Origin of the sequence: Metallosphaera yellowstonensis MK1 (assembly GCF_000243315.1) — an archaeon.
Classification (GTDB): domain Archaea; phylum Thermoproteota; class Thermoprotei_A; order Sulfolobales; family Sulfolobaceae; genus Metallosphaera; species Metallosphaera yellowstonensis.
On the sequence record NZ_JH597761.1, the window covers coordinates 573,241 to 599,291 of the forward strand.

Below are 26,051 nucleotides of genomic sequence, written 5' to 3' on the forward strand. Positions count from 1 at the left end.
TCTCAGTCTTGATAATACCCAGGTTGGCCAACAGGTTAGGGCCAAACTACGTTGAGGAATTTCCCTTCGTCGTTCTCTTCGGACTCACAGCCGTAATGACTGCCCTAGGATTCTCACCGGTCATCTCGGCGTTCATAGCTGGAGTAGCGTTGGCGGAGAGCACTAAGAGGGAGGAGGTGCTGAAGATCTCAGGGACTCTGCTGAGCATCTTTGGTTCCATCTTCTTTGTGGTCGTGGGACTCCAGGTCAACATAGCAGAGATAAGCTTAGGAGTGGTCGAGTTGAGTTTAGAGCTCACTGCAGTGGCCGTGTTGTTCAAGGTGCTGGGCGTCCTACCTTTCGCCTACCTCGGCCTGAAGAACTGGAGATCGTCGATCGCCGTAGCCGTGGGGACGACTCCGAGGGGCGAGACCGGGTTGGTGGTAGCGTCCCTAGGTGAGTCCTTGGGGGCCATAAACCAGGGAGAGTTCTCAGCACTGGTCCTCATGGCCATACTGACCACCCTCCTAGGGGCAACCATGTTCAGGAGGATCGCCACGTGGCTCAACCAAGGTTGATCGAACTCAATGGACTTACCTGTTTCAGGTGTTACAGTTATCCAAAATCACTGACTCTAACTTCCTTCAAGGTGGTTGAAGAGGTCTCTCAACTTGATTGGACCTCTCACCTTCGTTGCTCTTCATCTCTGCAACAAAGATATTAGGTCTACCATCAAGTCTCTCATATGTGGACTCTCAGGTCTCAAGAGGTCACCGTAGTTTACGGAAGGGGAAGCATCTCGACACTGTCACAATTTAAGGGGAGGAGAGTGAAGGTAGTCACTACTAAGAGCCTAATGGAAACTTCCTTGCTCAAGGACATGTTAAAGCTCACGGGAGGGGAACAAGTGATGGGGCCCTCTCAGCACACTCCAGAAGATCAACTGGTCCAACTTAGGGAGGCACTCAGGGACGCCGAGGTCGTGGTGAGTCTGGGCGGGGGTTCTATCATCGATGCAGTCAAAATCTCCCACGAGGGATATCACGTGTCGGTCCCCACTACCCTCTCCGGAGCTGAGCACACTACCGTGGCAGGGTTCACCAGGGAGGGAACTAAGAGGTCGATCATCAGGAGGGCCCCGGACATGGTGATCCTTGATCCAGATGCCTTGAGGTACACTCCACGAGACCTACTGGTCACCACCGGAGTCAGGGCCTTGGATCACGCCGTGGAGGCTCTCTACTCGGTCAGGGCGTCTCCCTACACTGACGCCCTGGCCAGGGAGGGCTTCTCTATCCTGTACGAGTGTTTATGGAACCTGGAGGACCTACTTCAGTGCCAGATAGGCACTTGGTTGTCCTCACAGGCGTTCATGTATGCCGGTAGAGGGTTGAGCCACATCTTCGGTTACATCTTCGGCCCCAGGTTCAACATACCCCACGGGGTCACCTCATGCATCTCCCTGGCCGAGGCCATCAGGTTCAACATGACCTTCTCCAGGGAGAAACTGAGGTCCTTGGGGGGAGATTCCCTGCCCTCAAGGATAGAGTCCCTCCTGGAGAGGTGGAACGTGAGGAAGAGGTTGAGGGACTACGTTAGTCTGGAGGAGGCGTTAAGGCTAGGAGAGGACCTAGCAGTAGCCAACAACTCCAGCGAGAATCCAACGAAGATGGATGTCCTCGAGGCGGTGGAGTTCATAAAGAGGGTGTACTGACTCATCGCGTTTACTCTGCGTACTACCTTAATTTTGAGTATACCAAGAGCCCCTTCAACGGGAAATATCGTGAGCCCTCAGGACTGGTTCGGAGGCTCCTCCTGAGATATCATAAAGGGTCTCCGCTTTTCAACGGGAAGATTCGTGAGCCGTTAGGGGCTAATTGTAGAGCCGTAGACAACAGTTTCAGATAAACCGTGAAGTTTATATACTTTGTATGTGAGTTTAATTATAATGCTGAAACCTAAGGAAGTGTGCCAAAAACTGGGAATATCCTACCGCACGTCGCAGAGCTACGTTAAGAAGGGTTACATTAAACCAATACTACAGACCGGGAAGTGGAGGTTCAGGGAGGAGGACGTGGAGAGATTGATGGGAATTGTCAAGAGGAGGAAAGTGACATTATACGCTAGGGTATCGAACAAGCGAAAGGACGACTTGGTAGACCAGGTTAAATACCTAGAGGAGAACGTTAAGGATTACGAAGGTGATAACAGAGGTAGGGTCTTCGTTGAACGTGAAGAGGAAGGGGTTCCTCAACTGAGGATGATATTAAATAACGAGGTGTCGAAGGCCGTAGGTTATCCTGACAGACTAGTTAGGTTCGGCTTCGAGATGGTAGAGGAGGTGTGCAAAGCACACGACTGTGAGCTCGTGGTGTTGAAAAGGGAGGACGAAACGCCGGGACAAGAGTTGATAGAGGACTTGATCTCAATCTTGGTATCGTTCAGCGGAAAACTGTACGGGATGGGGAGTCACGAGAACTAGAAGGTGAGGAAGTGCGTCGAGGAAATTAAGGCTTAAATCTTTTCAACCAGAGGAGGAGTACGTCTACTTAACGTATTCCTTGAAGAACGACGAGGGGGAGGAGAGCAGGGTACTGCTGGAGAACTACAGAGTCCTACTGAAAAAGGCTTTAGACTACTTGTGGGAGAGGATCAAGGTTGAGAGGAGAGAAGTGAAGAAAGGTAAGAGAGTCATCACGAAGGTCAAGGTAACCTTGTCAAAAAAGGAGGAGGTTTACAAGTCGTTGAGGGACGAGCTTGAGGAGGTCAACGTCCTTGCCTCACACTACGTGGATAAGGCAATAAGCGACGCTTACTCCGTGTTGAGGAGCTGGAGGAGGAGGGCAGAGAAGGGAAAAGCGTCGTTGAGGAAACCTAAACTGAAGAGAGTTTACGTAAGGGTTAAGTCTACTCTGAGGAAGGTTGAGGGTGAGAGTGTTAGGATTACTGTAAGACCGTACGAGTACATTACCTTCTCCTGGTCCCACACCTGGTTCTCTCCACGGGTCAAAGGGTTAGAACTGGGTGAACCCGTGATAAAGGAGGATAAGGTTCACCTACCATTCCGTCACAGATTACCCTGGTTTACTCCCCTGGACTATCTAGCAATCGACAGTAACCTCTACACGCTGGACGCTTACGACGGCGAGAAGTTCGTCACGTTTTCCTTGAGGGAGTTGTACAGCCTCAAGTTTGGGATGGAGTTGAAGAGGGGTAGAATCAAGTCCTTCGCTTCCAAGCACGGTAGGAAAGGGGGGAAGCTGATGGAGAAGTACTCCCACCGTGAGAGGAATAGAGTTAGGGACTACGTTCACAAGTTTGTGAACAAGTTGCTGGAGATGTATCCCGTGACTACGTTCGCCATAAAGAAGTTGAATAAACAAGAGATGTTCCAAGACGCTGACGACAAGTTGTCTAAAAGGATCTCCAGGACTGTGTGGAGGTCGATCCACCGTGTGTTGAAGTACAAGGCCCCACTTTACGGCTCCCTAGTTAAGGAGGTGAACCCTCACCTCACCTCCAAGTCCTGCCCCAGATGTGGACGGGTTTCCCGAAAGGCAGGACTTTCAGGTGTGAGAGGTGTGGGTTCACCCTGGACAGGCAACTGAACGCGTCCCTCAACATCTTCCTCAAGATGTGCGGGTTTCCCCACCTCTCTCTCGCTCCCACTGGGAGTAGGTGGGTTGGGGTCACCCCGCTAAGGGGGCGGAGGAGGATGAGTGGGGCAATGCCCCGCGACTCCTGTGAAGCCCAAGGGCTGAGGATTGGATACAAATTCATGAAAATTCAATGAAGCCCGAACCCCTTAATGAAGTCATGATGTCTCTTCAACAATCTCTTATTGACCTGGAGGATGGCCTGAGCAATTGATGTCAGGTCAGAGGAGATAGTTACCTTAACTTCCCGTCCCAGAACAAACTTGGCCAAAGTGCCTGCCTCCTCAAGGAAACGCTCCGGATGCTTCTCCTAGAGCTCTATAATGTTCTCAAGGATGTCGTACTTGTTCCCCGCCAAAAGGGCGTCGGCCAGCTTTGTTTGATAGGCCATAAATAGTTCCCTAGACCCGAGGAACTCCAAAATCCTCCTCCGCTTCAGCTCGTTGTAAAGGGGGATTGATCCTGTTGAGTAGGTCCCACAACAGGCTCTTCAGCTCGGTCTAATCTCCCTCGAAGGATAAGAAGTCCAGTTAAGCCTCGACGAGCATTGACTCATATTACGCTCTCTCCATCACCGAGACTTTCCCTTGGGAACCGCTCTATGACTGAGCCAAAACCTAATCAGTAGTTATAGATCTTCCCTTAGACGTCGCCCTATAATCAAGAGCAGCAGTTATTAGATTTCCCTTGAAAACAGGGCGATATTTAAGGGAAAGTCCCATAACTGCTGCAAGAGGAAATCTGACGATGATGTAACAATTACCTCCGAGAGTGGAGCTTCCTCGTTAGTGATCGACCGATGGATCCCGGGTTGGCACCTACCAAAAGGGGTACCAAGACAGCTCTCAACTCCTCACGTACTTCCTGAAGAACACAAGCGATTTCTCCCTGAGCTCCCTGGCTTTCCCTTTCCCTCCGCTCATCTGCTCACGTAATTCACAGAGCCCAACCTTGCCCATGAGCCTGATGCTCTCATTCCTGGCTGAGCTCTCCAAGAGGTAGAGCTTCAGGTGTAGCCCTGCCTTCTTGGACTCTAACTCCGCCAGCTCCCTCAGGAGGTCCCTGCACTCATCCCCGTACATTGATCGGCCTCCTCCTGGAGTCTCTCTATCTCCTGGAGATCCTTGGTGACCTCCTCCAGTTGTCTCTCCATCTCCTCTATCTCCCGCTTGACCCTCTCCATCCTTCCCAATATTTCGGAACAGTTCATCCCACCAACTCCTCCATGGGCTCATGCTCACTCTTCTCCACTATCACCACCGACGAGATCACCACCAACGCCAGCACGTCCAAGAAGACGGTCACGTCAATGAGGAGAGGAGGAGGGATCAGGAACAGCCCCAGGGCTACCAATCCGTTCTCAAGCTCCACGTATCCCAGGATATGGGCCACAGTGGACCTCCTGGAGGCTATCAGGAACGTGCCCTGGAAGAAGAGGATGAAAGGTATGGATAACTCCTCTACGTCCAGGTTGGGGAGTACCCTGGAGAGGACCAGGAAAATCAAGACTAGGGTTGCCGAGAAGAAGAAGGCCACGTTCAGGACGAAGATTGAGGTTACTCCACCTATCCTCTCCCTCTCCCAGTTCCTGAACCTGGAGACCTTAAGTATTACCAATGGAGTCAGGACGGCCCTGGTGAACAACACTATGATGCCCAGGATCAACAGTTCCTCCTGCCTGTAGATCATGGCAAGTGTGAAGGATAGGATAGCCACTACGAAGGACTGTACCCCCACTGCCTTGACCGAAGGTACCAAGAAGGCCTGCCCCTGAATGTATAGGGCGGTCAGAGGTAGGAGAGAGGAGATCAGTACCACTATCTCCTGAATCTGGTCAACCATTTCCGATCACCGTGAGGATCAAGGATATTAGGGATAGCACTAAGGCCACGGCGAGGAAGTCCTGAACCTTGAACAGTCTGAACTTGGCCAAGCTGGTCTCCACAACCAGGGTCACGAGGATGAGCACCATCCACTTTAGGAACATGACTCCTAGGTCCAGGATCGCCCCCAGGGGACCCGTGAGGAGACCCCAGGGTAGGAGAAACACGTTGAGGAAGACCGACCCCAACAGGTAGGACTTGATGTAGCTCCCCCACCTAAGTAACATTAGTCCCTTACCGCTATACTCGTAGACCAGGCTGTCGTCTATCATCCCCATCTCGCTCATGCCTGAGCTCTCTAGAGGTAACCTCCCGGTCTCGAAGAGCCACAACATGTAGAAGGCCACAGTCGCTGATACGTGGGGGAGGAAGAGGTAATGACCCAACGACTGGACGTACTGCATGGTGACGTAAGGGTTATTGGTCCCCGTGATCAGGGCCACTGCTATGAACACCGTGAGGAGGGTAGCCTCTCCCAGGTAAGAGAACGAGAGGGCCCTACTCACGCCCAGGGTCACTAGGTTACTTGAGCTCTCCATGGCCTCATACACCTTGATGAATCCAGCCAGGGAGAAAAGGAGGGCCCCTCCCAAGAAGTCCACGGTGGGAGTGAATATCACGGGCCTAGGGTAGACCACAGGTATGACGAAGGATATGAGTAAGTATATGGAGAACACTAGATACGGCCCGTTCAAGAAGATGTTGCCAGCGTTCCTGGGCAACAGGGTCTCCTTCCTGGACAGCTTTACGAGGTCGTAATAGGGTTGCAGGACGCTGGGCCCCCTCCTGCCCTCGACCACGGCCTTCAACCTATCCAGTATTCCGGCGTAGAGTGGGGAAAGGAGTAACACCCCAAGTACTTGGGTTATGGTTTCCGAGATCACATCCCAGCTCATAGGAACACCACCAGGATAACCACGATGAATGCTAGGATCATGTAGATCATGTACCAAGATATGGAGCTGTTCATGTAAGCCCTCGAGAACGCCCTGGAGAACCTGACGTAACCCCTGACCAGTTGCAATATGGCCCTCCAGAACACGTCTGCACTGGTCTCCACAGCGCCCTTCCTAGTCCTCAAGACAAATCTCAGCATGAGCCTTATGTTGTTGGCCATCCCGAAGGAGGTGTAGGTTAACCTCCTCCCGGAGCCGTTATCCCAGGGATCCACGGTCCTAACCCTCCTCCTCCCCGAGGCCAGGTACGTGATCAGGGAGAGGATGGGGAGGATGATTAACACGTACAAGGGAGATATCCCTCCGAAGGAACCTCCAGAGTAACCGCTTGGGATCAAGGAATTGCTGAACATTCCTAGGCTCGCTGCTCCCGCCATCTCGGGAGACAGGAGGTAGCTCAGGAGTGCCAAGACCGGCATCAGGACCCCAATGAGGAGGACCAACCTCCCCCTCTCTCCACCCCTAGGCCTGACCAGGGAGGTGAAGGAGGTGAACCTGGCCATGGCTCCCGTGGCGAACCCCTCTCCCATGCCCACCATGACGCCAGCCAGGAGGGGAATCAGGCCCAGGATGCCCCTCACCGAGATACTCTCCATGAAGAGTGTCTCCAGTAATGACCACACTGCCACTCCGCCCACGGTGGGGAGGAGGCCTGACATTGAAGCAGTGAGCAACGTAGTCCCTATCTCAAGCGAGAAGCTCCTCTCCGTACTGAGGGTGGACATGGACTCGCCGTGAACGTAACCCGTAACCAAGAAGAGACCGGTCTTGGCGAGCGAGTGAGCTACGACGTAGACCATGAGGGAGAACTGGGCGAAGGCCTTGAGGACTGGGTCAGCTGAGAGCTCCAGGGAGCCTAAGGCTGTCAGGATGGCCCCGTTATTCTCAATGGTACTGAAGGCGAGCATTCCCTTCATGTGGTCGGAGACGTAGGAGTAGAGGGCACCGAAGAGCACTGAGAACGCGCCTATCAAGATCAACACGCCTCCGAGTGCCTGTGTCTGAGGACAGAGGGACATCATCTTGTATATCCCGTACACTCCAGCCAAGGTCATGGAGGCACTGAGGACTGAGGAGAGGCTCGGCTTTGCGTTACCGTGGGCTATGGGGAGCCACTCCACCACAAGGAAGGGAAATATGCCCATCTTCACCGTGAAACCGAACGTCGTGAACCAGAGGGGCAAGGTATCGGTGAGGGTGTGGAACAGGAAGGTCCCCGTCTCTTGGTAGGCGAGGATGAACCCTGCAATCAACAGAACCGTGCTCACCTCACCGAAGGCCAGGAACGTATACCCTGGCCTCCACTCCCTCCTGTACACACCTATGGAGGCGTAGGCGAAGAGGGTCATCAGTTCCCAACCTGTCAGGAACTCCAGGTAGTTCTGGGAGAGTAAGGTGATCATGATGCCCAACAAAGTTCCTGAGAAGGTCAGGGAATACCACCTCTCCCTATCGTGGAGGGCAGAGAACGTGGAGGAGAACAACCAAACGAGGCCGGAGACCACGTAAAAGACCCTGAACTCGCCTGAGTAGAGGCCGTAGAGTATGAAGAGAGACGAGGATATCGCAGCGACCACGTGGGAAGCCCTGGCACTCCACAGAGAAAGTGCCAGAGCCGTGATCATGGTGAGTAGGGTTACGATCTCAAGGTAAAACTTGTCGATCTGCAGGTACATATCACTCACCACTCTTTGCCTCCACGAGGGCCCTCAGGATCGACTCCGGTGTGGGAGGACAACCGGGGATCACCACGTCTCCCCTGATGTCCGGGGGCATCCCCAGGATACCACCGCTCACTGCACAGACCCCCAGCAGTATCACCAACTTGGGCTCAGGCATGGCGTCGTAGGCCCTCCTCAACACCTCCTCCATCTTGGGAGTCATGACCCCCATGACCACCAACGCGTCCGCGTGCCTGGGAGTGTTGGTGAGGAATATCCCGAACCTGGTCATGTCGTGCTGGGGAGAGGCGATGAGCCTGAACTCCAAGTTGCAGCCCCCGCAGGTCCCCACGTCTATGGGGTAGAGGTAGAAGGACCTCCTGAAGGATGGCTCACTCCTCTTCACCTGAGCCTGCACGGATCTCCCCGTGGGTGACAGGATCGGCTCGCAGGCCCTGCAGAATATGCACCTGTTGGGATCCCACCTATCCTCCTTCAAAGCGTCGGTCGGACACTTCACCTCTCCCTCTTTGCTACGGTGAAGCTCTGAGGGCCACTGGACCTGGGGGAACTCCTTTTCCGTCAGTATCCCCCTCCTGATACCTCTCAAGAACCAATTCATGAAATGGACACCTCAGCCTCAGAGATCCATATTCCGAAACTCTCCCAATTGAAGGGGAAGTCTGTGAAAATGTTTTCCGGCATCGACCTCAGGAAGAGGAGAATGTTGATCCTGGAGGGAGGGAGGAGGTGCAGTTCCTTGATACTCCCCTGCTCAACTTGAACCATGTAAGCCAGGTCACCTGAGGGACTCTCCACTCTCCCTATCCCTCTCCCTTCCCTCAAGGGTAGCTCGAACCTCCTGGGCTTCACCTCCACCCCCTCCAGTATCTTGAGGGATACCTCTATCTCCTCTAACCTGACCAACATCCTGGAGAAAGCGTCGCCCTTACTCTCAGTGACTATCTTGAAGCCGTGGTCCCTGTACTTGAGTTCTGGAACCTCCAACCTAGCGTCATAACTGAACCCAGCTGCCCTCGCCGCCGGACCTATTGCCCAGTCCTCCTTGACCACGCCGTTCCCCTGAAGCCTGTCTATGAAGATCCTGTTGCTCAGCAAGTCCCTCAACTCCTCCACGTCGATCCTGGGCAAGTGCAGTCCCTGACACCTGCTCTCGCCCAGGTAATTCGCCCCCAGGAAGTACCTGTGACCACAGGAACGTGAGATGGCCCTGTTGACCTCCTCCACATAGTAGAGTAGCCTATACGTAGGGACGAGGAACGAGGCCGCCTCGGCGAGCCTCTGTATTACCAGGAGGTTGTTCCTTATCCTCTCCAACTCCAGTTGCGCTATCCTGGACTCCACGACCTCCTCTGGAGGTGACACCCCCAGTGCGTTCTCAACTGCGGTGAGGAAGGCTATGGTGTGAGAGGCAGCGAAGGGAACATTGATCCTCTCCACCTTGAACAGAACGTCCCGGAGAGGGAGCCCTCCAACTTTGATGTGTCTCGTCTTGTAACTGAGGGCCCTAACGTCCTCTATACTCTCTCCATATGTGAGTATATCGAAAGCGACGCTCTCCAGAAGTCCTCCAGCAGAGGGACCGTAGAGGAAGCTGAAGGATCCATAACCCCCTTCACCGATAGTGGGATGGGAATACTTACACGGGCCCTCCACTAGCCCCTCTGAGGTCAGACAGTGAGATCCCAGGTCACCTATTATCCTCAAGGCAAACCACCCATGACGAGGTATAAACCTATCCCTAAGGACGCCAGTGCCACAAGGAGCCCCAACGCCCCCAGCCTCCTTTCCTCCCTAAAAGTTCCACCGCCCTTGAAGATCATCCTCGAGACGTGGTAGTTCACCGAGATGAACGCTATGCCCAGAGAGAACAGGGAGATCCAGAACTGTGCAACCATTTGACTCCTCAGGACGTCCAAGAGGATTAGGAACTCCCCGAAGAAGTTCCCGAAGGGTGGGGCCCCGGTGACAGCGAGGGATGAGGTGAGCAGGCCTGTGGAGATCACCGGTGACGAAATCAGGCCGTACTCGGAGATCTCCTTGGAGTTCACCGCCTTCAGGATAGCTCCCGAGACGTAGAACGCCCCAGCCTTAGAGAAGGCATGAGAGAGGAGGAGAATTATCACGCCCTCATTGGAGTTGGCAGCGACCCCCAGCACTGCCAGACTCATGTTCTCGATGGTAGAGTACGCGAACAGCCTCTTGTAATATCTCTGGCTGGCCATCATTAGTGAGGCGATGAGCACGGACACGGTGGAGACCCAACTGTAGATTGGCTCCAGGGGAGCTATGCTGTAGACCACGTGGAGTATGTAAACCGCCACGGGGAGGAGGACACCGGAGAAAAGGGCACTCACGGCCGGAGGTGCCTCACTGTGAGCATCTGGGAGCCAGGTGTTCACAGGGAATAGACCGGCCTTCGTGCCGAATCCCATGAGGGCTATTACCGAGGCCAAGGTGAAAAGGAGCGAGACGTGGGGGTACAGTATGGAGGATATCTGAAGCGTGTGAAGGCCGTAATAAAACAGGATAACTGAGATGAACGCAAAGGTCACTCCAGTTGAGACTAGGATCACGTACCTCCAGCCAGCCTCTAGGGCCTCATGGGTTCCCTCGAACGTCACCAATAGCACGGAGGAGATAGTTGTCGCCTCCAGTCCAACCCACATTAGACCCAGGTTGTTCACTATGAGTGTGAAGAACATGGACGCAGAGAACGTGTTTAGGAAGTAGTAATAATTCCTCTCCCTCTCCCTGGTGGGTGTTTCGTAAAGGGCTGAATACAAAGTCGAGGTGAAATAAACGCCAGCCACCATGACCAGGAAGTACCACGTGAACCTAGTTACGTAAAGTGAGGGCGTGACCACCGGAAGGTTAAGGTAGGTGAGGATAGAGAGGATTAAGGTCAAAGTAGACGAGACCAAGCTAGCGTACTTTATCCTCCATATGAAAGCATTGCTCAGGAGAGGAACTATCACCAGGAACGATTCCGTCAGGCCTGTCATCCTATCTCACCTGCATGAGATAGGCGTCATCAGCCCTCATGATTCCGGCGGTTTGGGCTATGAGCCCAGGGGGACGCCATCCCCCGTCCTCTTCGGACAGGTAATTAGAGACCCTCCTTCTTAAAAAGTTGACTATGAATATCTAGTGCCGTACTCAACAGTTTGAGATAAACAGTAAAGTCTTATTATTTGTTAGAAGAGATAAATATGGCCATACCAGATGGGGAAGGGGTTCGGGCTTCTTTGAATTTTCATGAATTTGTATCCAATCCTCAGCCCTTGAGCTTCACAGGAGTCGCGGGGAAACCCGTTACCCCTCCGCCCCCTTAGCGGGGTAACCTAAACCCACATACTCCCAGTGGGAGTGAGAAAGAGGTGGGGAAACCCGCACATCTTGAGGGAGATGTTGAGGGACGCGTTGAGTTGCCTGTCCAGGGTGAAACCGCACCTCTCACACCTGAAAGTCCTACCTTCCGGCAGCAGTTATGGGACTTTAACGTAACTTAAAGATTTTCATCAGCCCCGGCAGTCCGCCTAAACGACGTTCAAGAACATGAGGAACGCCCCCACGCTCCCCAGGTTCGGCTCCCCCACCAGCTCCCTGACGACATTGTTGATGGTGAACCCACCTCATCCTCCAGGCCTCCTCGACTTCCTCGCTGAGCGAGAGGTCGGTAGTGTAGAGGTACCTCCTTGCATGTGTCCCGGAGGAGTCACGTTTATGTTCCCAGACGAGCGACTTCACCGTAATCACTCGGCCGGTCAGGGTCAGGGAGGTGAAGTAGACTCCGGGGGTATCCCACCGGGAGGTGTCCCTCCTCGAGGGTGTCCTGGCCGACCCTGGGCTCGGTTGGACTTGAGCCTTGACACCACGTTGTCCGTCACGAGCTTCTCGGACAGTACTGGAGTCGAAGACGACCCTGGACACGCGGAAGCGCTCCTTGAGCACGTCCAACATCTCGCCACGTCGATCTTGGTCTTGAACTCGTTGACCCTCACAAATCCAACATCTTCCTCACGGTGTAGGGGAAACCATGAACGTCCTGTCCGAGGTTTACTATGGCGACCGTGAGGAGCTTGGTCCTCTCGAACCTCCCGTGGGTGTGGCAGTAGATCCAGTAGTTCTCAGGGGCTCACGTCGTCCTGGAGCGTTGTGGTCCACGGTATCGTCCACTATGACGATCTGACCCTTCACCAGCCTGACAGGACCTCCGCGCGTCGTCAAGTTCTCCCAACGCCTCCAGTAGGTTTGAGTAGTCCAACCAGAACGTCTCGGCAGCGTCATTCACGCTGGCCCTCCCACCCGTCAGGATCATGAGGACTAGCGCCAGTTAACCTTCCTGCTCCTCCCCTTCCCCCTCACCACTCCCAACCTGTTGACCTCCCTGACCGGCCTCTCCCTAGCCAACTCGATCAGTCCTTCCGCACCTTTTCAGCAGGACGACGTCGAAAAACTTCTCGCTAATACCGACTTTTTCGTATTACCTCCCTAAGATTCCCATAACCGCAGTGATTACTTACACCCCAATCGTTACATGGGAACACTCCCAGGGTGACCTTTCCGTTACCTACTGAAACTGCTTGAGTACATCCAGGTATCTCTTCACTGTATCCCTTCCCTTGTCCGTTATCTCTGCAATTGTTCTCGGACCGCTCACTGTGAACTGCTTCCTCACCCTTATCAGTCCTGCCTCCTCCAACACCTGTAAGTGGGCGAATAGAGAGCTCTTGGGCAGTTCTGTTATCTTGAGCAGGTCGGAGAAAGTCAACTTATTCGCAACGTAGAGGGATAGTAAAGTCCCCAACCTGGCTGAGTTGGAGAGCACTGGGTTGGTGGTGAGTTCCCTGATCCTCTCCAACTTGTCATCAGACGTCCTCTATCACCTCGCTTAGGGAGGAGTAGCCTGAGAAGATCCAAACCACGGACATCACGAGATACGGGGCCTCTGAGTACGGCAAGGGTAGGAACCAGACAAACATGGAGATGGAGAAGGTAACCATAGTCAACAGGTCATAATACCTGAACCTCGCGAAGGAGGCCGTGTAATAGATGTAGTAGTCCACCGTAGATGTGTACAACGACAGACCCAGGATCAGGAGGTAATTGAACCCAGGTTCGTACCCCAGGACAAGCATCACAAATCCCGCTAACATGAGGACTATCAGCAATGAGACACGTCTCCTACTCTTCCATCCGATGAGTTCTTTGTATCTCCTCAACTTCTTTCCCATGTCCATGAAGAAGTAACTTGTGAGGGTGAGATAGGGGATGAGGGTGAGGATGTAAGGTAAAGGATTTTCCAGGAGGGATGGAGGAGTGAGGATGTAAAGGACCCCTATCACCAGGGGGTAGGTGCTCCACAGGAGGTAGTACTTACCGAGGGTCTTCCTTATTATCCTCCTGGTTGCCCTCCGGGCTATCTCCTTTGCCTCCTCAACGGACTTCATTCTCCTCACATCGAGTATAGTCTGTCCAGGGTAATAATGTCCGCCATCCTCTTGCCTTCCTTCCCCTTCACGAACGAGAACTCCTTACCTTCAACCTCCACTACCAGGAGGGCCTCAGGATCCCTCCCCTCGGTGACGACTGAGGAGAGGAGCTCCCCTACCTTCACGGGACCGTAGACCTTACCTTCGAATATGAGGTAGGAGTCCAGCTCCTGAAAGCTGCTGGCCAGCTCCAGTTCGTGGGTGACCACTATTCCCTCCTTCCCGTACTCCTTGATCCAGGACAGCACCTTCCTCCTCTTGGCCACGTCTACGTTCTCGAAGGGTTCGTCGAGGAGGACTATCTTGGGATCTGTGGCCAGCGCCACGATAGTCCTGAAGAGGGCTGACTGGCCTGTGGACAGGGAGTACGTCTTCTGCCTCAGGTCCCTAATGCCCACCTCCCTCAGCATCTCTACGGCCCTCCTCCCGTCGAGACCCTTGATGTCGGAGAAGATACTCAAGACGTCACCCAAGGTCAGGCCCACTGAGAAGACCTCCGGCAGGTTCGTTGAGAGGGAGGAGTAGCCCTTGAGGGACCTCACCTCAGTCCCGTCAACCCGTATTGAGCCCAGATAGGGTACGATCCCCGCTACGGCCCTCAGTAGAGTCGTCTTTCCCGACCCGTTTGGACCCAGGAGGAGAACCTTGCTCTCGACATGCATTGTGACTCCCTTGATAGCCTTGATTCCCCTATAGTTTACCTCAACGTTCACTAGGTCTATCATGCTAATCACCTAGAACAACTTCCCCTCCTCGACGGGGTTAAGGTAGAGCCTCCTCAGGAGTATGGACGAGATCACTGTAACGATTACGATCCAAACGATGAGCGAGCCCGTAAGCAGGATGTCGGATGCCCCAGGTTGAGGTGGGCTTATCACGATCAGACCTGTGGGAGCTTGACCTCCCAGAAAGGAGGATATGGCGAGCACCTGGACGTCGCTCAAGGGGTTGATGTACACCAAGTTTCCCAGGTTAGCGAATAGGTAAGAGAAGCCGAAGATGAAAGCCAGGATGAAGGGAATCAAGGTGAAGAAGTTACTGAGTTTCCTGGAGTACTTGTAGCTCAGGGCCCCCAAGAACACGGAGAAAGTAGAGAAGAACACCCCTGACAGGAGGAAGGTGAGGTAGGCCAAGGGAAGGTCTTTGGGTAGGAAAGTGGTATTGAAGGACGAGGAGAACAAGGCATAAACCAGGAACAACATGTATGTGCCCAGGACCACGCTAAGGATAACGGAGCCCAGCACCACACCTGAAAGGTACTGGGAGGGAGTCATCTTCGAATACCTGAAGAGGTGAGGGAGCGAACCGGTCTGATAGCTCACCATGAAAGCCAAGGAGGTGAAGGCAGAGCCATAGGACATTATTATGCTGGTCCCGAACCACGAGGAGACGTAGAGTTCCTCAGCCTCAGGGATGTGGGGAACTTCCCTCGACTCGAGGAAGGCCCCCATGACGTCGATCAGGGTCACGAATATGACTGCCCAGAAGAGGAGGTACGGGGTGGTGATAAGCCTCTTGGCCACGTAGAGTGGAAACTTCATGAGTAAATTGACGCTAGCCTGAATTTAAGACGTGAAGCGAGTTCAAATTATGAACTCCTTTGAAACGAGGAGGGCCTCGAGCCCAGACGTTACACCCATGCGAAGAATAACCAAGGTTAAGGTTGGATCCCTCTGCTCAACGCGTTTGCCGATCCCTCGCCTCTCTCCATGAAGAGATCCTACCTAGGTCAGCTTCATGGAATCACCTAGAGTAATCGTTCGACTTTTCCTGAACGCCGCCTCACAGTTGGCGAAATCCGATTACTACTATTAGCCAATTAACTTCCTCTGAATCTCCCAGAGGCTATCGACAGTGGAGTCAGGTTCCAATCCCATGAAGTCAGCTAGAGTGAACTCACCCCTCCTCACGAACACAGCCTTCATCCCAGACCTCTTGGCCCCAGCCACATCGAAGGGGTTCGAGGAAATCAGGATCCCCTCTCCTACCTCCCCCTGAAAGGTCTTGTACAACTTCGTGGAGGGCTTGTACTCCCTGACCCTCTCAGCTGAGAACACTCCCTTAAAGAGGTGGATCAGACCAGCATCTCTCAGGATTTGATTGACCGTCCTCTCCACTCCGTTAGTTAAAACCCAGAGTTCCGCCTCCAGATTTTGGAGTGCCTCGACGTCAGGGAAAGGTTTAAGTCTCCTCCATTCCTCAAGTACCTCATCCCCCATCTGTAGGTTGAACTTCTCCCTCACGTACCGGAGCGACATCCTCGTGATCTCGTCGAAGTCCCTCCATTCTCCCATGAGAGTTGACCTCCATGTGTACTCCAACTGTTTTCTCCTCCACGAATCCATGACTTCCCTGGGCACTCCAGGGATCTGGGTGCTAAAGAGGGTACCGTAGAGGTCGAAGGCCAGGATCAAACCATTATCACCTCATATCCAATCTCGTGGAACAGGGTTAAGTCCTTGTGATCGTTCTCGTCACCCAGTAGCTTCAAACCTGCCTCCCTCAGTCTGGAGGAGACGTTGACGTGGGGTGGAGAGGCGCAGTAGCCGCAGGCCCCGTAAACCAGTCCCATCTTGGTTGCCTCCTCAACAAGTGGTCTCAACTGCGACAGGGGCACCTTCGTCCCCAGGCCGTCAAAGAATATGAGGACTTCGTGACCCTTCCTTTTCAGGGCCATAGCGTACTGGATGGCGTGCATTGCCTTGACCAACTCACTCCTAACCTCTGGGTCGGAGTATATTACGAAGGCGTATTTGGCCATGAGTTAAACAACTACCTGTACGTGATAAGCTTTAGTGGAGAAGCTAAAGGAGGCTTCATTCCAATTAAAGTAATGAATGAAATTTAATTAGGATAACAGGAAACGATAGTCGATCTCCTGAGGGCTAATCGAGACCTTAAAGCTCTCAATGAACCTGCGATGGGGACTGAGTGATCACGCAACTCTTAAAAAAAAGGTCAACTCCAAAACGTTTGGCGATCATAAAGCCCGACTTGGATCACAGGATCTCTCGACTTCAAACCTACTTCTATAACGCACGCAATGTCCATGAACTCGACGTCTAGGAGGTAGTTTGCAGTGGGGGAGGTTGAGTCGTCAAACGGTTATCGCAGAGGTAATGTTATCCTAGCAGCAGTTGTTAGATTTTCCTCGATTTTAGGGTACATTTAGGGGAAAGTCCCACAACTGCAGTCTCGGCCCTCATCCAATTGCCAGTAAGTTGACGTAATAATCCCTGACCCCAAAGTAGTCCTTCACCAGCACCTTAGCCTGGTTATCCAACTCCCTCACCTTCCTAGAGATCGTCCCTAACTCCCCCACGGAAGGGGAGTGGCACAGGAAGTAGGAGGCATCTCCCAACCCTATCTCGGCCAAGAGATATTTAGATAGGTAATACCTCACCTGCTCTGACCCACTTATCACTGAGAAGAGCAGGAAGTTGGAATCCCTCAAGTTGGGGAACACCCTTATCAGCCCCCTTCCCTCAAGGTATCTCAAGTGCCTCTTCACTGTGCTAAGGGGTATTCCAGAGTGCCTGGACAACTGGGAGGGGGAGGCCCTGGGGTCCTCCCTGAGGGCAGATATTAACCTCAGGTCTACCTTGGAAGGATTGAGCGGAACCTGTTCCGGGAAGTAGAAAAGGAGCCAGTCACTTTCCTCCCGTGCAAAGAGCTCACAGAAGGAGTATCCCTCCACGCACCTGAACTCCAGGGACGTACTCCCAGGACAGGTCGAGTCTGTGACCCCGTAATATCTCCTGAGGCCCAGGAGGTTGGGGTTAACGTAAAGCGTGAAACCCTGTATGACCTCCCTCAGCAACCTGTTGTACCTGTAAACAACCCTTGAGTAGTCCAATCCCAGTTTGGAGGAGATGCTGTAGAGGGAGGACCTGCCGTCCTTGAAGAGGTGGAAGAGGATCTCCCTGTCCAGTTTATCCATACAGTTTATTTTTATGGAAGCGTTATATGTTATATGGAAGAAGTTGGTTCGTGTAGTGTTTACCCGTGGCGTAACTTATCCTTACTTTTAATTACTTTTAATTCCGCCACGAGCACCCCTCTTGAGGGATCGTACACGGTCACCCTTAAGTCATTGAAAATAACGAGTAGTTACGTAAAAGAGTTACAGTCTTTACCTAAAGTTGGAGGGATCGACGATAGAGAGGGCCGTATACCTACTTATATTTCTATAAAAAATCTAATACGATAATACGTTCGAATTCACGTGTATGGGATTGAAAAGTTTATTTAGGCCCGCCTTAACTAAAATAAATTTTATAGAGGTGGAGTCCGCATAGCTTGAGCGAGTTAGGTATAGTTTTGGCATTACATACATAATACTAAAAAGGATTTATGAGGACTTAAAAATCGATCAAAATGAAAGTAAACCCAATCCAGATTCAAACCGTAAGTAAGTTAGTCTTAATGGGAGCAATAGCGGCTTCCTTATTATTAGCTGCCCATGGTGTGATGGTACACGCGGGATTATCAACTGGCACTGCTGGTAACGGTTGAAACGAGAGCGTTGCTCCGTGTGGTCGGCGTATTATACAGTGAGAACTTTTTAACCTGAGTTTTCCTTTTTTACTGTACATGAGTATTGACAACTATAATTACTCTGCTATCTCTAAGGTTCTAAACGCCGTTCAGTACTTCGGAGATCTCAATCCTAAGCTATTAGGGGCAATAATTGGTGTAAAGGAAGCGACAGGTATAATGGAGACACTCAGAAAGAAAAGTACCTTCAGTGTGACATTCATCGCAAGGGAAAGGATAATGGGTCTAAGAAAATACTTCGTGTCCCTTAAGATACCTCCCACCATGATCAGCTTAGTGGATTTATATGAGGTACTCGACGGTTTTCCGTCATTTATTGGCAGGGATTTTAATAGCCCTGAAAATACAATCATGATAATTCCCTTTCCCAAAGGGAAGACCGACTTCATCAGGGCATTGGAGGAGTTAGCTGACGCTGGCCTAGTCCATAACCTGATCGTCAGGAAATTCGTTAGACAGTACCAGTTCTACACGGACTTTTCCACTTTCGACTTTGAGAAGAACACGTTCAAGGAAAACTTCCTAGTCAAACCCAGATCCCCTCTAATATTGCCCGACCTCTCAGATGGATTCAGACCTGATTGGTTAGACCTGGCAATAATGGGGAAAAAACAGGAAAATAATAAGAGAACCCTAAAGGAGATAGCCTCTCTACTTAACGTGCCCTACAGAGTCGCACTGAAACATTATCAAGAGCATATCATAGGGAGGTCACTAGTGGAAGGATACGTGATGAGATGGGATAATTCCGATATCACTCGTCTGACCATCCTCTTCAAGAGGGATGAGAACTTCCTGAGGGAGCTCACCAGGATACCTACCCTAACCCACGCGGCAGACTTAGATGACGGCACCTCAGTTGCCTTCATCTTCGCTGATCAGCACATGATACCGGGCATAATGGATTACGTCGCCTACTTGAGGCTGAAGTTCAAGATGGACGCCAAGGTGATGGTTCACCTCTTCAAGCCCAGGTTCAAGTACCTCCTGGCTGCCTCGATACCTTACGAACATTACACAGAGTCCAGGACCTGGGTTTACGACTTGGACAAGATGTTGCAGAGGGCAAGAGAACTCGCAAGGAAACTGGAATTACTCCCCCTCCCCACTTCCTACCCTCCAACGGATAATATTCCGTAATGTATATGGAAATATTTAAAGGTTACATGTCTACATAAACTTAATGGGTCAAGAAATTCCCAGAGTTAACGCCTCTGAACTGCTCTCCTCAAACCTGGAGGAGAGGTTTGAAACGGTAGAGGTTCTAATGGACCCGAACCTGGGGGGAGATTCCCTGAATAGGTTGATGCACAAGCTCTTCTACTTCAGGAAAGTGACTCTCCGCCCCAGCCCTTCGACCCTGTTTCACTCCCTCGAGGTCGCAGGGGCCCTGAGGGAGAGGGGAGTTCCCACCTCCGTTGACGGGCTTCCCCACTCCACCGAGCCGTTCCTCGTGAGGAAGACTCCCCTCACCCCCGACAGGCTAATCAAGAGAAACGTGGCAGTCCTCACGGGCAAGACCCACCCCACATGGAACGTTGACGGCATGACGGCCATATCCTACGTTACCGACTTCGACTGGGAGGGTTACCTGATAGGGAGGGACTTTCCTCTCCCTGATCCGAGGACCGGGTTAATAGGGGCTATCCTCAACAAGACCTCAGTAGTGACCTTTCACACGTACGGGGAGAAGCTCTCAACTGGAACTCTATACGGTGCCCTAGGTGACGAGGAGTACTTGGTAAGGCCCAACAGGTGGATGACCGACGTGACCGTGGTCAAGATACGGGAAGTTAGGGGAGACCAGGTGAGCGTCTTGTCTAGGGAGCTCCTCTGCAGACCTCTCGGTTCCTCCTTCGTTCCGTTGAACAGACAGGAGATCTTCAACCTCCTCTTGGGGTTAAGGATGAGGTGTGCAGGTTTACCACCAGACTGTTACCTTAAGTTCTAGGGGGTGATAGCTTGAGGATATACGTCGGCGGTAGCAAGGGTGGTACTGGTAAATCCACGGTTGCAGTATACCTGTTCAAGAGACTGAAGGAGATGGGACACAGGGTGGGTTTTAGGGACCTCTCCCAGAACCTGATTGGTGAGGCCCTGATGAAGGCGATGAAGTTGACCCCTGACCCAGACCCCGAGTTCGAGATCTACGACCTGAGGAGCGGGACACAGTTGGACCACGGGGACGTGGAGATACTGGTGACCGAGTTTCCCTACCTAAGCCTGGATTTGGAAGAGACCAACTCAGAGGAGGAGAGGCTGAGGGAGGAGATGAGGTCACAGATAGGAGAGACGAAGTCCAGGAGGGTTTTGGTGGTAAACAAGGTCTCTCCAGTCCCTGAGGACATGCAGGAACAGGTCAGGAAGGTCAGGGAGCTTGCCTGGAGTTTCGATCACGTGGTCATAGTACCCTTCAACGGGAACCTCTTTTACAACAACCTTGAGGGAGAGCCCACCCTGGACGTACTGGCGGAGATATTGGCTGGTAAGAGGGGGGACAAGTTCGTGTATCCACTGGCTGAACCCATGCATAGGAGACCGTGACTTCGAGTCTCAGACTGGTCGGAAATACCTGGGGATAAGGTTAACGTGTTCTCGAGAAGGTTGACCTCTCACCTCTTGACGCTCAAGGTTATTTAGCAGGCTGAGCCATTTCTTCACATGAGCTTCATGAGGGACAGGGCTGAGGAGTTCCTAGACAACGCAAAGTACAACCTGGGGAAGGGATTTTACAATTTAGTCATGTTCGATATAGAACAATTTATTCAACTTTACTCAAGATTCTTGATATATCTGAAACTAGGAGATTACCCTAAAACTCGCGACGTCTATCCCTGTTGGGAGACATGAACAGGTTATACTCCAACAAGTGCGGGATCGGGAACGTGGCAGTAGAACCAGTAGTTCTCAGGGGCTCACGTCCCCCTGGAGCGTCGTGGTCCACGGTGTCGTCCATGATGGCGAGAGGTCCCTTGACCAGTCTGACAGGACCTCCACGCGTCGTCGAGTTCTCCCAACGCCCCATCAATTCACGTTCCAACCCGAACGTCTCGGCCGCGTTCCTCACGCTGGCCCTCCCACCTACCAGGACCATGAGGACTAGTGACAATTAACCTTCCTGCTCCTCCCGTTCCTCCTGACCACGCCCAACCTGTTGATCTCCCTGACCAGCCTCTCCCTAGCCAACTCGATCGGTCCCTTTCCGCACCTTTTCAGCCGGACGACGCTGAAAAACTTCTCGATAATACCGACTTTTTCGTATTACCCCCCTTAGATTCCCATAGCTGCTGTATGCTACTTTGATGAGATCTGTTAGTCCTAAAGGCCTCCTCCCCTAAACTAGGGAGTTGAGTTAGGAGACCTGTCAGGGACTGCGTTCGATATAACTGAGTTGGGGTATTGAGGAGGGCGCCTGGTCGTTGAGGGCCCAGGTAAACCGTGGAACTATACGGAGGTACATAAACTCCGGTCTTCCCACTCTGGAGTAAACTCTCGTACTCCGAGACTCCCTGCTGAGAACAAACCTTCTCCGGTTGATTACCGTCTACCTCACATATCTCAGCTGTTAGCAGGTTTGCAGTGGAGTAAATCTCACGGGATAAAGGGGTGGAGGAATTTATTTGATCCAGAACATAAGTCCAATTTCCTGAAGTCATGAGGCCTGGATCGACAGTGGACCCCACTTGATAGTAAACTCCTGCAACATCTATGAAGGGTATTCCTCCCCCAGCCAAGGAAGTCCACATGGAGTAGATGTTCTGAGGAACGCTCTGGAGCGGTTGATGGTTCCTGTCTTGATACTCGTACTCTAGTAGGGAGATGTAGTTGCTGGAGTAACTTACATTCCTCAAGGTGAAGGTTGGAGTGTCAGGGTAATAATCTGTTGGCGATGACTCCATGTACCTCAAACCCGTCAAGTTGCCGAACCTGTCCAAGGTTATTACCAATGCCCACATTTCGGCAGCACAATAGGGGCACCACTCCGCCCCTACGAATATGACCACCGGCTTTCCCTGAAAGGTCAACTCAGACCCGTTGTTCACGACCTTTACGGTGTAGGTTAGATTGGAGGTAACGTAATCGTAGCTCTGGGTGGAGAGTTGTTTCAACTCCAGTTCAACTGATGGTGACACGTAAGCGCCCAACTGTGTCGGGGAACCCAGGAGTGACCTGACGTTCCAAACTGCTATTGCCGAGACTATAAATATTACAATAATAGAAAAAATAATAAACCTTGACTTTACCATGATCTACTCACCAGTTTTAGATTTTAAGGAAAATAAAAAAGTGTTAGATTGGGTAGGGGTAGACTGCCGGGTCGCTGAAGTACAGGATCATGTTGCTGGGCACGGATATGGCGTCAACTCCCGGCTTGCCCAAGGCCTCCCATATGGGGTTGTTCTGGTTGGCAGTTGAGACGGCACTGTCGTAGGTGTGGAGGGCTTGCTCCACGTTGTTGTACGAGTTGAGGCACAGGGAGGTCGGGTTGCTCTCGTTGGACGGGACTATGGCCTGGCACTGACCGGTTATGGGGTTGGGGAAGATGTTGGGGTTGAAGTCCAGCACTACCACTATATACCAGGGTATGGAGGTGTTGGTCGCGAAGGTCACCACGTGGGAGTGTGCCGGTGTGGGTAGGACTCCCTCGGGTAGGCCGAAGACGCCGTTCTTTATGCCCAGGTATTGCTCAACCACCGTGAAGGCCGGTGAGTATATGTAGGTCATGTGGTCGGGACAACCTGTTGGGGTACCGGCAGCACCACACTGGGTCAGGACCGTGTAGTTCTGACCGTTGTAGTGGAAGACCGGGAAGCCCAGCGGGTTAGCTCCCAGTTGCTGTACTCCGAATATGGATAGGCCAGCGAAGGCCGGCACCACCACGTAGACCGGGGCGGCGTTGGCCGGGAAGGCAGAGGAGTTGGCAGCTCCCACCTCACAACCCATGGCTACCTGGTTGGCCTGAGTCTCGTTGGGGAAGAACTGGGTTAGCGGTGGAGAACAGCTGAACTGAGCCGTGTAGTTGAACGTTATTACCTGTCCGTTCAGGAAGGCACCAGAGGTGTTGTACTTCACTGGTACGTAGACTTTCTTTGTGACTGTAACGTTCTGATAAACTACCTTAGTCTGATTCACTGGAACTGGAGTAGTTACATTGACGTACTTAACCTTTACAGGTGCAGTAGCGTATAGTCCGAATCCTATTGCGGCTATTATAACCAATATCACGGTTACTGCCGCGAAGATCACGTTTGATACAGCTTTTTTGGACCTCATTAAAGTGAATTGAAAGGCAGGACTACTAAAGGGTTGGTAAGAAATTTTCTAACGGGTTTGCGTCGGAGGGATCTGGGGTCGTTAGAAGATTTCTTATCAAAGATTTTATCCTAAACTAGGTGGAGGGGTATATGTACCCCCTAAGCACAGCACAGGTACTCCAGATATTGGCGATTACAATTCCTTTAACTCTATCCTCCTACATGGGCTTGAAGAGGAGGACATTCGGGTTCTCCCTAATCCCGTGGTTAACCCTCTCCTCATCGTTATTGATATATGACTTCAACCTCCTGGTCTTAACTTCAGTCTTTACCTCCTTCCTCCTAGGATTGGACTACCTGCTCATATATAGGAGGAGAGGGAGGGACGTAACGGAGGAGGTGAAGGTAGCCTTAGGTCTACTGGTCTCCTCCACCTCCCTGGCGATTTTACAGGTGGGGAACGACCTTGGGGTAAACCTCTACTTCCCAACAGTCTTCGCGTTCCTTTGGATACTAACCCTCCTAACTACAATCAAGGCGAAGGTCACGTCGAGGATGAACTCGTCTCCCAGGATGGCTTTAGGCTTGATCTCCGTCGGCTTCCTCACCTCCCTATCTCTGGCCATATCCGTGGACTTCTTCCAGGTAAATCCCACCTCACTTTCCCCATTGGAGTTCCTAGCTCCCTCTGGGGTTGGGATCATAGTAGATGGGATGGGTCTCCTACTCGGGATAACGTCGTCCTCCTGGTTCATGGTAATGATAGGGGTGTGGCTGGGTGTGGGAGTAATGGATAAGATTATCTCCGCGAGGAAGCTGGAAAATAGGGTTAGGCTGTCCCTCATGTTCCTAGCTTACTGGGTGTACAGTATTTACCTACCATCCTTCTCACCCTTCTCGTCAGTATTTCCTGAGGTGCCATACTCCTGGTTCAACGGGTTTGGTACATTTGCCCCAGTTGAGCCATCACTACTCCTCGGAATATTGGGTACCTACTTGGTCACTGCGGTTCTCTCCTACCTGTTCGGTTCAAGACAGATATGCTCGGTGACCTGTACTGCCCCCTACATGCTGCAGGGAAGCTTCGTGAACTCCATGAAGACATTCAACAGGAGCTCTCCTCTAGGTAGGAGGACTCTGACCTCTAGGCTATCTCCCTGGTTCAAGGTCATTTCACTCATGGTTTGGGTTAACATAGCAGTTTTTGCCGCGATCTCCTATCTCAACCAGGTTGGTGTAACGAACTTCAGCGTACTGGGGGACGATCCGTCCATGTTCCTAAGCTCCCTCTACTTCAACCTGATTTGGTACCTCCAGTTCCTCATGATACCGTTCCTGGGGAATTACTCCTGTGTCACCTCAGGCCTATGCGGTTGGGGAACCTTCAACCAATTATTCGGCTACCTTGGACCATTCAAATTGAAGGTGAAGGATCCGGCAACGTGTCTCTCATGTAAGACGGTCGACTGCGCAAAGGCCTGTCCGGTGGGCTTGACTGACATGAGGGCCTCCTTCATAAAGAAGGGAGAGTTCAAGGCCTTCAAGTGTATAGGTGCAGGGGAGTGTATTGAGGAATGCCCATACGATAACATATTCGTGAGAGACGGTAGGGTTTACTTGAGGAAGTTATTGGGTAGAGGTGCGGTCAATGGGTAAGGCTAAAGTTCTGGGAATCCTCATGTCCCTGGTAGGTCTGCTGGACTCCCTTTACCTACTCGTAGTTGAGGTCCAGGGGAGACCCCCCAGCTTCTGCGACGTGTCTAAGGTAGTGAACTGTGGGAGGGTGGAGTTCAGCCCCTTCTCCCACCTATTCGGTGTACCAGATCCAGTCCTGGGAATTGGTTTCTTCCTGACCTCTCTAGTCCTATGGTATCTGGATAGAGTCTCCTACATTCCATACCTGTGGGTTTTGGGAGTGACGTTCGTGGGCTACTTCGTGTTCACCGAGTGGCTGGTGGGATCCATATGCGTCTACTGCACCCTAGCTCACGTGATGTGTGTTGCTCAAATAATACCGATTATGGGTAGAGGCCTAGCTAAGAGACCTTAAGAGTTCCAGTGATTCACCAAATAACTTCCTGTGACACGATATTATTTATGCTTTCAAATAGAGAACGATATGGGAAAATTGGGTACCGGTTATTAGATTTCCCTTGAAAACAGGGCGATATTTAAGGGAAAGTCACATAATTGCTGATTGAGATTAAGAGGTCGAAAGGTGTCAAACTCAAACATTTTTGTAAATATAGGGAACTAGACTCGAACTTTAAGAGGGATTCCTAACTTAAAAGAGGATGTTTGGGGACGGAAGAGCCGCCTCTCTGAGGCGTGGACGGATAGTTCCCAATGTTTAAATATCGATCTGGAACACACTTTCCCGATGACAGTCACCGACTGGGTAAGCGTAATCGAGACACGTCGGTTAATGAGAGTGTCGGTGAGGTTAGCCTCCGCCGTTGTTAGCAGTTTCCGATAAACCGTAAAGTTTATGTCGTTTGATATCATTTAACATTCCTAATCCTTTTAAGGCTATTAAGTAAGCTGAGGCCGTATGTCTGTCAAATCCCTTCTCCCTCATCACCTTTTCA

Annotated in this window: 31 protein-coding genes, 2 pseudogenes and 1 riboswitch; of the genes and pseudogenes, 10 read left to right on the forward strand and 23 right to left on the reverse strand. The window is 51.9% G+C overall.

Translation table 11 applies throughout. The features are described from left to right. The first annotated feature begins 8 nt into the window (after positions 1–8). From METMK1DRAFT_RS03615 to METMK1DRAFT_RS03630, 4 genes and pseudogenes are all read left to right on the forward strand, one after another. Complete coding sequence (locus METMK1DRAFT_RS03615) at positions 9–557, forward strand: cation:proton antiporter (protein ID WP_009071001.1); 549 nt, start codon at positions 9–11, stop codon at positions 555–557. A gap of 167 nt (positions 558–724) precedes the next feature. After that, positions 725–1,693 (forward strand): iron-containing alcohol dehydrogenase, encoded by a 969-nt coding sequence (locus METMK1DRAFT_RS03620; RefSeq protein ID WP_009071003.1) that lies wholly within the window; start codon positions 725–727, stop codon positions 1,691–1,693. A gap of 234 nt (positions 1,694–1,927) precedes the next feature. Next, on the forward strand, positions 1,928–2,461 hold the full coding sequence (locus METMK1DRAFT_RS03625) for an IS607 family transposase (protein WP_009071004.1): 534 nt from the start codon (positions 1,928–1,930) through the stop codon (positions 2,459–2,461). Between the two features lie 19 nt (positions 2,462–2,480). Further along, a pseudogene (locus METMK1DRAFT_RS03630) lies at positions 2,481–3,772 on the forward strand (RNA-guided endonuclease InsQ/TnpB family protein); the annotation flags it as partial. Here METMK1DRAFT_RS03630 and METMK1DRAFT_RS17340 read toward each other — a convergent pair. The 19 genes and pseudogenes from METMK1DRAFT_RS17340 to METMK1DRAFT_RS03705 all read right to left on the reverse strand — a co-directional run bounded on the left by METMK1DRAFT_RS17340 (position 3,766) and on the right by METMK1DRAFT_RS03705 (position 17,591). Continuing rightward, entirely contained in the window at positions 3,766–3,906 is a 141-nt protein-coding gene (locus tag METMK1DRAFT_RS17340) for a hypothetical protein (protein WP_155812279.1), read from the reverse strand. The pseudogene METMK1DRAFT_RS03630 and the gene METMK1DRAFT_RS17340 sit on opposite strands and share 7 nt — an antisense overlap. 574 nt (positions 3,907–4,480) lie before the next feature. Further along, positions 4,481–4,717, reverse strand: a complete 237-nt coding sequence (locus METMK1DRAFT_RS03635; protein ID WP_009071009.1) for a hypothetical protein — start codon at positions 4,715–4,717, stop codon at positions 4,481–4,483. Continuing rightward, positions 4,687–4,845, reverse strand: a complete 159-nt coding sequence (locus METMK1DRAFT_RS17345; RefSeq protein ID WP_009071010.1) for a hypothetical protein — start codon at positions 4,843–4,845, stop codon at positions 4,687–4,689. The genes METMK1DRAFT_RS03635 and METMK1DRAFT_RS17345 overlap by 31 nt, the downstream gene beginning before the upstream one ends. Beyond that, complete coding sequence (locus METMK1DRAFT_RS03640; protein WP_009071012.1) at positions 4,842–5,477, reverse strand: hydrogenase; 636 nt, start codon at positions 5,475–5,477, stop codon at positions 4,842–4,844. Before METMK1DRAFT_RS03640 ends, METMK1DRAFT_RS17345 begins: the two co-directional genes overlap by 4 nt. After that, a complete protein-coding gene (locus tag METMK1DRAFT_RS03645; protein WP_009071014.1) occupies positions 5,470–6,414 on the reverse strand; it encodes a respiratory chain complex I subunit 1 family protein in 945 nt (314 codons plus the stop codon). Before METMK1DRAFT_RS03645 ends, METMK1DRAFT_RS03640 begins: the two co-directional genes overlap by 8 nt. Further along, positions 6,411–8,150 carry a proton-conducting transporter transmembrane domain-containing protein gene (locus METMK1DRAFT_RS03650; protein ID WP_009071016.1) on the reverse strand — a complete coding sequence of 580 codons (1,740 nt, stop codon included), beginning with the start codon at positions 8,148–8,150 and terminating at the stop codon, positions 6,411–6,413. The genes METMK1DRAFT_RS03645 and METMK1DRAFT_RS03650 overlap by 4 nt, the downstream gene beginning before the upstream one ends. 1 nt (position 8,151) lies before the next feature. Continuing rightward, positions 8,152–8,757: an NADH-quinone oxidoreductase subunit B family protein gene (locus tag METMK1DRAFT_RS03655; RefSeq protein WP_009071017.1), complete on the reverse strand. Its 606-nt coding sequence runs from the start codon at positions 8,755–8,757 to the stop codon at positions 8,152–8,154. After that, positions 8,754–9,863: an NADH-quinone oxidoreductase subunit D-related protein gene (locus tag METMK1DRAFT_RS03660; RefSeq protein WP_009071019.1), complete on the reverse strand. Its 1,110-nt coding sequence runs from the start codon at positions 9,861–9,863 to the stop codon at positions 8,754–8,756. Before METMK1DRAFT_RS03660 ends, METMK1DRAFT_RS03655 begins: the two co-directional genes overlap by 4 nt. After that, the gene (locus METMK1DRAFT_RS03665) at positions 9,860–11,161 is read right to left on the reverse strand and encodes a proton-conducting transporter transmembrane domain-containing protein (RefSeq protein WP_009071021.1); all 1,302 of its coding nucleotides are present in this window, start codon (positions 11,159–11,161) and stop codon (positions 9,860–9,862) included. Before METMK1DRAFT_RS03665 ends, METMK1DRAFT_RS03660 begins: the two co-directional genes overlap by 4 nt. Positions 11,162–11,174: 13 nt before the next feature. Next, positions 11,175–11,254, reverse strand: a riboswitch (Fluoride riboswitch). A gap of 99 nt (positions 11,255–11,353) precedes the next feature. Next, positions 11,354–11,632, reverse strand: a pseudogene (locus METMK1DRAFT_RS17350) (transposase family protein); the annotation flags it as partial. A 22-nt stretch (positions 11,633–11,654) separates the two neighbouring features. Further along, on the reverse strand, positions 11,655–12,119 hold the full coding sequence (locus METMK1DRAFT_RS15500) for a transposase (RefSeq protein ID WP_009071023.1): 465 nt from the start codon (positions 12,117–12,119) through the stop codon (positions 11,655–11,657). A gap of 99 nt (positions 12,120–12,218) precedes the next feature. Then, entirely contained in the window at positions 12,219–12,446 is a 228-nt protein-coding gene (locus METMK1DRAFT_RS16175; RefSeq protein ID WP_245544545.1) for a hypothetical protein, read from the reverse strand. A gap of 283 nt (positions 12,447–12,729) precedes the next feature. Then, positions 12,730–13,020 carry a transcriptional regulator gene (locus tag METMK1DRAFT_RS03675; RefSeq protein WP_009071026.1) on the reverse strand — a complete coding sequence of 97 codons (291 nt, stop codon included), beginning with the start codon at positions 13,018–13,020 and terminating at the stop codon, positions 12,730–12,732. 7 nt (positions 13,021–13,027) lie between these two features. Continuing rightward, the gene (locus METMK1DRAFT_RS03680; RefSeq protein WP_009071029.1) at positions 13,028–13,609 is read right to left on the reverse strand and encodes a hypothetical protein; all 582 of its coding nucleotides are present in this window, start codon (positions 13,607–13,609) and stop codon (positions 13,028–13,030) included. A 5-nt stretch (positions 13,610–13,614) separates the two neighbouring features. Beyond that, positions 13,615–14,376 (reverse strand): ATP-binding cassette domain-containing protein, encoded by a 762-nt coding sequence (locus tag METMK1DRAFT_RS03685; protein ID WP_009071030.1) that lies wholly within the window; start codon positions 14,374–14,376, stop codon positions 13,615–13,617. Positions 14,377–14,385: 9 nt separating this feature from the next. After that, positions 14,386–15,192: an ABC transporter permease gene (locus tag METMK1DRAFT_RS03690; RefSeq protein ID WP_009071032.1), complete on the reverse strand. Its 807-nt coding sequence runs from the start codon at positions 15,190–15,192 to the stop codon at positions 14,386–14,388. Between the two features lie 270 nt (positions 15,193–15,462). Beyond that, a complete protein-coding gene (locus METMK1DRAFT_RS03695) occupies positions 15,463–16,065 on the reverse strand; it encodes a haloacid dehalogenase type II (RefSeq protein WP_009071034.1) in 603 nt (200 codons plus the stop codon). Further along, the gene (locus METMK1DRAFT_RS03700) at positions 16,062–16,412 is read right to left on the reverse strand and encodes a hypothetical protein (protein ID WP_009071036.1); all 351 of its coding nucleotides are present in this window, start codon (positions 16,410–16,412) and stop codon (positions 16,062–16,064) included. The genes METMK1DRAFT_RS03695 and METMK1DRAFT_RS03700 overlap by 4 nt, the downstream gene beginning before the upstream one ends. Positions 16,413–16,853: 441 nt before the next feature. After that, positions 16,854–17,591 carry a winged helix-turn-helix transcriptional regulator gene (locus METMK1DRAFT_RS03705; protein WP_009071038.1) on the reverse strand — a complete coding sequence of 246 codons (738 nt, stop codon included), beginning with the start codon at positions 17,589–17,591 and terminating at the stop codon, positions 16,854–16,856. 653 nt (positions 17,592–18,244) lie between these two features. Here METMK1DRAFT_RS03705 and METMK1DRAFT_RS03710 point away from each other — a divergent pair. From METMK1DRAFT_RS03710 to METMK1DRAFT_RS03725, 4 genes are all read left to right on the forward strand, one after another. Next, entirely contained in the window at positions 18,245–19,348 is a 1,104-nt protein-coding gene (locus METMK1DRAFT_RS03710) for a hypothetical protein (protein ID WP_009071044.1), read from the forward strand. A 43-nt stretch (positions 19,349–19,391) separates the two neighbouring features. Further along, positions 19,392–20,159 (forward strand): hypothetical protein, encoded by a 768-nt coding sequence (locus tag METMK1DRAFT_RS03715; protein ID WP_009071047.1) that lies wholly within the window; start codon positions 19,392–19,394, stop codon positions 20,157–20,159. Positions 20,160–20,170: 11 nt separating this feature from the next. Then, positions 20,171–20,752, forward strand: coding sequence for a division plane positioning ATPase MipZ (locus METMK1DRAFT_RS03720; RefSeq protein WP_009071049.1), 582 nt, complete (start codon positions 20,171–20,173; stop codon positions 20,750–20,752). 117 nt (positions 20,753–20,869) lie between these two features. Next, positions 20,870–21,058: a HEPN domain-containing protein gene (locus METMK1DRAFT_RS03725; RefSeq protein ID WP_009071051.1), complete on the forward strand. Its 189-nt coding sequence runs from the start codon at positions 20,870–20,872 to the stop codon at positions 21,056–21,058. On the opposite strand, the gene METMK1DRAFT_RS16180 is transcribed toward METMK1DRAFT_RS03725, so the two are convergent. From METMK1DRAFT_RS16180 to METMK1DRAFT_RS03740, 3 genes are all read right to left on the reverse strand, one after another. After that, positions 21,021–21,302, reverse strand: a complete 282-nt coding sequence (locus METMK1DRAFT_RS16180) for a hypothetical protein (RefSeq protein WP_009071053.1) — start codon at positions 21,300–21,302, stop codon at positions 21,021–21,023. The two genes, METMK1DRAFT_RS03725 and METMK1DRAFT_RS16180, sit on opposite strands and share 38 nt — an antisense overlap. Before the next feature lie 118 nt (positions 21,303–21,420). Continuing rightward, positions 21,421–22,455: a DUF929 family protein gene (locus METMK1DRAFT_RS03735; RefSeq protein ID WP_009071056.1), complete on the reverse strand. Its 1,035-nt coding sequence runs from the start codon at positions 22,453–22,455 to the stop codon at positions 21,421–21,423. A gap of 43 nt (positions 22,456–22,498) precedes the next feature. Beyond that, the gene (locus METMK1DRAFT_RS03740) at positions 22,499–23,482 is read right to left on the reverse strand and encodes a hypothetical protein (RefSeq protein ID WP_009071057.1); all 984 of its coding nucleotides are present in this window, start codon (positions 23,480–23,482) and stop codon (positions 22,499–22,501) included. Between the two features lie 131 nt (positions 23,483–23,613). Here METMK1DRAFT_RS03740 and METMK1DRAFT_RS03745 point away from each other — a divergent pair, with 131 nt between their 5' ends. Together METMK1DRAFT_RS03745 and METMK1DRAFT_RS03750 are read left to right on the forward strand one after the other, a co-directional pair. Next, positions 23,614–25,119, forward strand: a complete 1,506-nt coding sequence (locus METMK1DRAFT_RS03745; RefSeq protein ID WP_009071059.1) for a 4Fe-4S binding protein — start codon at positions 23,614–23,616, stop codon at positions 25,117–25,119. Further along, on the forward strand, positions 25,112–25,513 hold the full coding sequence (locus tag METMK1DRAFT_RS03750) for a vitamin K epoxide reductase family protein (protein ID WP_009071061.1): 402 nt from the start codon (positions 25,112–25,114) through the stop codon (positions 25,511–25,513). Before METMK1DRAFT_RS03745 ends, METMK1DRAFT_RS03750 begins: the two co-directional genes overlap by 8 nt. 393 nt (positions 25,514–25,906) lie before the next feature. On the opposite strand, the gene METMK1DRAFT_RS18445 is transcribed toward METMK1DRAFT_RS03750, so the two are convergent. Next, the gene (locus METMK1DRAFT_RS18445; RefSeq protein ID WP_216586096.1) at positions 25,907–26,044 is read right to left on the reverse strand and encodes a hypothetical protein; all 138 of its coding nucleotides are present in this window, start codon (positions 26,042–26,044) and stop codon (positions 25,907–25,909) included. Positions 26,045–26,051: the final 7 nt, after the last annotated feature.

Excerpts from the sequence above, each read along its gene's own strand:
- METMK1DRAFT_RS03710 (WP_009071044.1), top strand. The coding sequence starts at position 18,245 with ATGAGTATTGACAACTATAATTACTCTGCTATCTCTAAGGTTCTAAAC.
- METMK1DRAFT_RS03715 (WP_009071047.1), top strand. The coding sequence starts at position 19,392 with ATGGGTCAAGAAATTCCCAGAGTTAACGCCTCTGAACTGCTCTCCTCA.
- METMK1DRAFT_RS16180 (WP_009071053.1), bottom strand. The coding sequence starts at position 21,302 with ATGGTCCTGGTAGGTGGGAGGGCCAGCGTGAGGAACGCGGCCGAGACG.
- METMK1DRAFT_RS03655 (WP_009071017.1), bottom strand. The coding sequence starts at position 8,757 with ATGAATTGGTTCTTGAGAGGTATCAGGAGGGGGATACTGACGGAAAAG.
- METMK1DRAFT_RS03680 (WP_009071029.1), bottom strand. The coding sequence starts at position 13,609 with ATGAAGTCCGTTGAGGAGGCAAAGGAGATAGCCCGGAGGGCAACCAGG.
- METMK1DRAFT_RS16175 (WP_245544545.1), bottom strand. The coding sequence starts at position 12,446 with ATGACGCTGCCGAGACGTTCTGGTTGGACTACTCAAACCTACTGGAGG.
- METMK1DRAFT_RS03635 (WP_009071009.1), bottom strand. The coding sequence starts at position 4,717 with ATGTACGGGGATGAGTGCAGGGACCTCCTGAGGGAGCTGGCGGAGTTA.
- METMK1DRAFT_RS17345 (WP_009071010.1), bottom strand. The coding sequence starts at position 4,845 with ATGAACTGTTCCGAAATATTGGGAAGGATGGAGAGGGTCAAGCGGGAG.
- METMK1DRAFT_RS03705 (WP_009071038.1), bottom strand. The coding sequence starts at position 17,591 with ATGGATAAACTGGACAGGGAGATCCTCTTCCACCTCTTCAAGGACGGC.
- METMK1DRAFT_RS03735 (WP_009071056.1), bottom strand. The coding sequence starts at position 22,455 with ATGGTAAAGTCAAGGTTTATTATTTTTTCTATTATTGTAATATTTATA.
- METMK1DRAFT_RS03700 (WP_009071036.1), bottom strand. The coding sequence starts at position 16,412 with ATGGCCAAATACGCCTTCGTAATATACTCCGACCCAGAGGTTAGGAGT.
- METMK1DRAFT_RS03640 (WP_009071012.1), bottom strand. The coding sequence starts at position 5,477 with ATGGTTGACCAGATTCAGGAGATAGTGGTACTGATCTCCTCTCTCCTA.
- METMK1DRAFT_RS03725 (WP_009071051.1), top strand. The coding sequence starts at position 20,870 with ATGAGCTTCATGAGGGACAGGGCTGAGGAGTTCCTAGACAACGCAAAG.
- METMK1DRAFT_RS15500 (WP_009071023.1), bottom strand. The coding sequence starts at position 12,119 with ATGTTGGACGTGCTCAAGGAGCGCTTCCGCGTGTCCAGGGTCGTCTTC.
- METMK1DRAFT_RS03685 (WP_009071030.1), bottom strand. The coding sequence starts at position 14,376 with ATGATAGACCTAGTGAACGTTGAGGTAAACTATAGGGGAATCAAGGCT.
- METMK1DRAFT_RS03650 (WP_009071016.1), bottom strand. The coding sequence starts at position 8,150 with ATGTACCTGCAGATCGACAAGTTTTACCTTGAGATCGTAACCCTACTC.
- METMK1DRAFT_RS03690 (WP_009071032.1), bottom strand. The coding sequence starts at position 15,192 with ATGAAGTTTCCACTCTACGTGGCCAAGAGGCTTATCACCACCCCGTAC.
- METMK1DRAFT_RS03620 (WP_009071003.1), top strand. The coding sequence starts at position 725 with ATGTGGACTCTCAGGTCTCAAGAGGTCACCGTAGTTTACGGAAGGGGA.
- METMK1DRAFT_RS03750 (WP_009071061.1), top strand. The coding sequence starts at position 25,112 with ATGGGTAAGGCTAAAGTTCTGGGAATCCTCATGTCCCTGGTAGGTCTG.
- METMK1DRAFT_RS03625 (WP_009071004.1), top strand. The coding sequence starts at position 1,928 with ATGCTGAAACCTAAGGAAGTGTGCCAAAAACTGGGAATATCCTACCGC.
- METMK1DRAFT_RS03740 (WP_009071057.1), bottom strand. The coding sequence starts at position 23,482 with ATGAGGTCCAAAAAAGCTGTATCAAACGTGATCTTCGCGGCAGTAACC.
- METMK1DRAFT_RS03665 (WP_009071021.1), bottom strand. The coding sequence starts at position 11,161 with ATGACAGGCCTGACGGAATCGTTCCTGGTGATAGTTCCTCTCCTGAGC.
- METMK1DRAFT_RS03745 (WP_009071059.1), top strand. The coding sequence starts at position 23,614 with ATGTACCCCCTAAGCACAGCACAGGTACTCCAGATATTGGCGATTACA.
- METMK1DRAFT_RS03645 (WP_009071014.1), bottom strand. The coding sequence starts at position 6,414 with ATGAGCTGGGATGTGATCTCGGAAACCATAACCCAAGTACTTGGGGTG.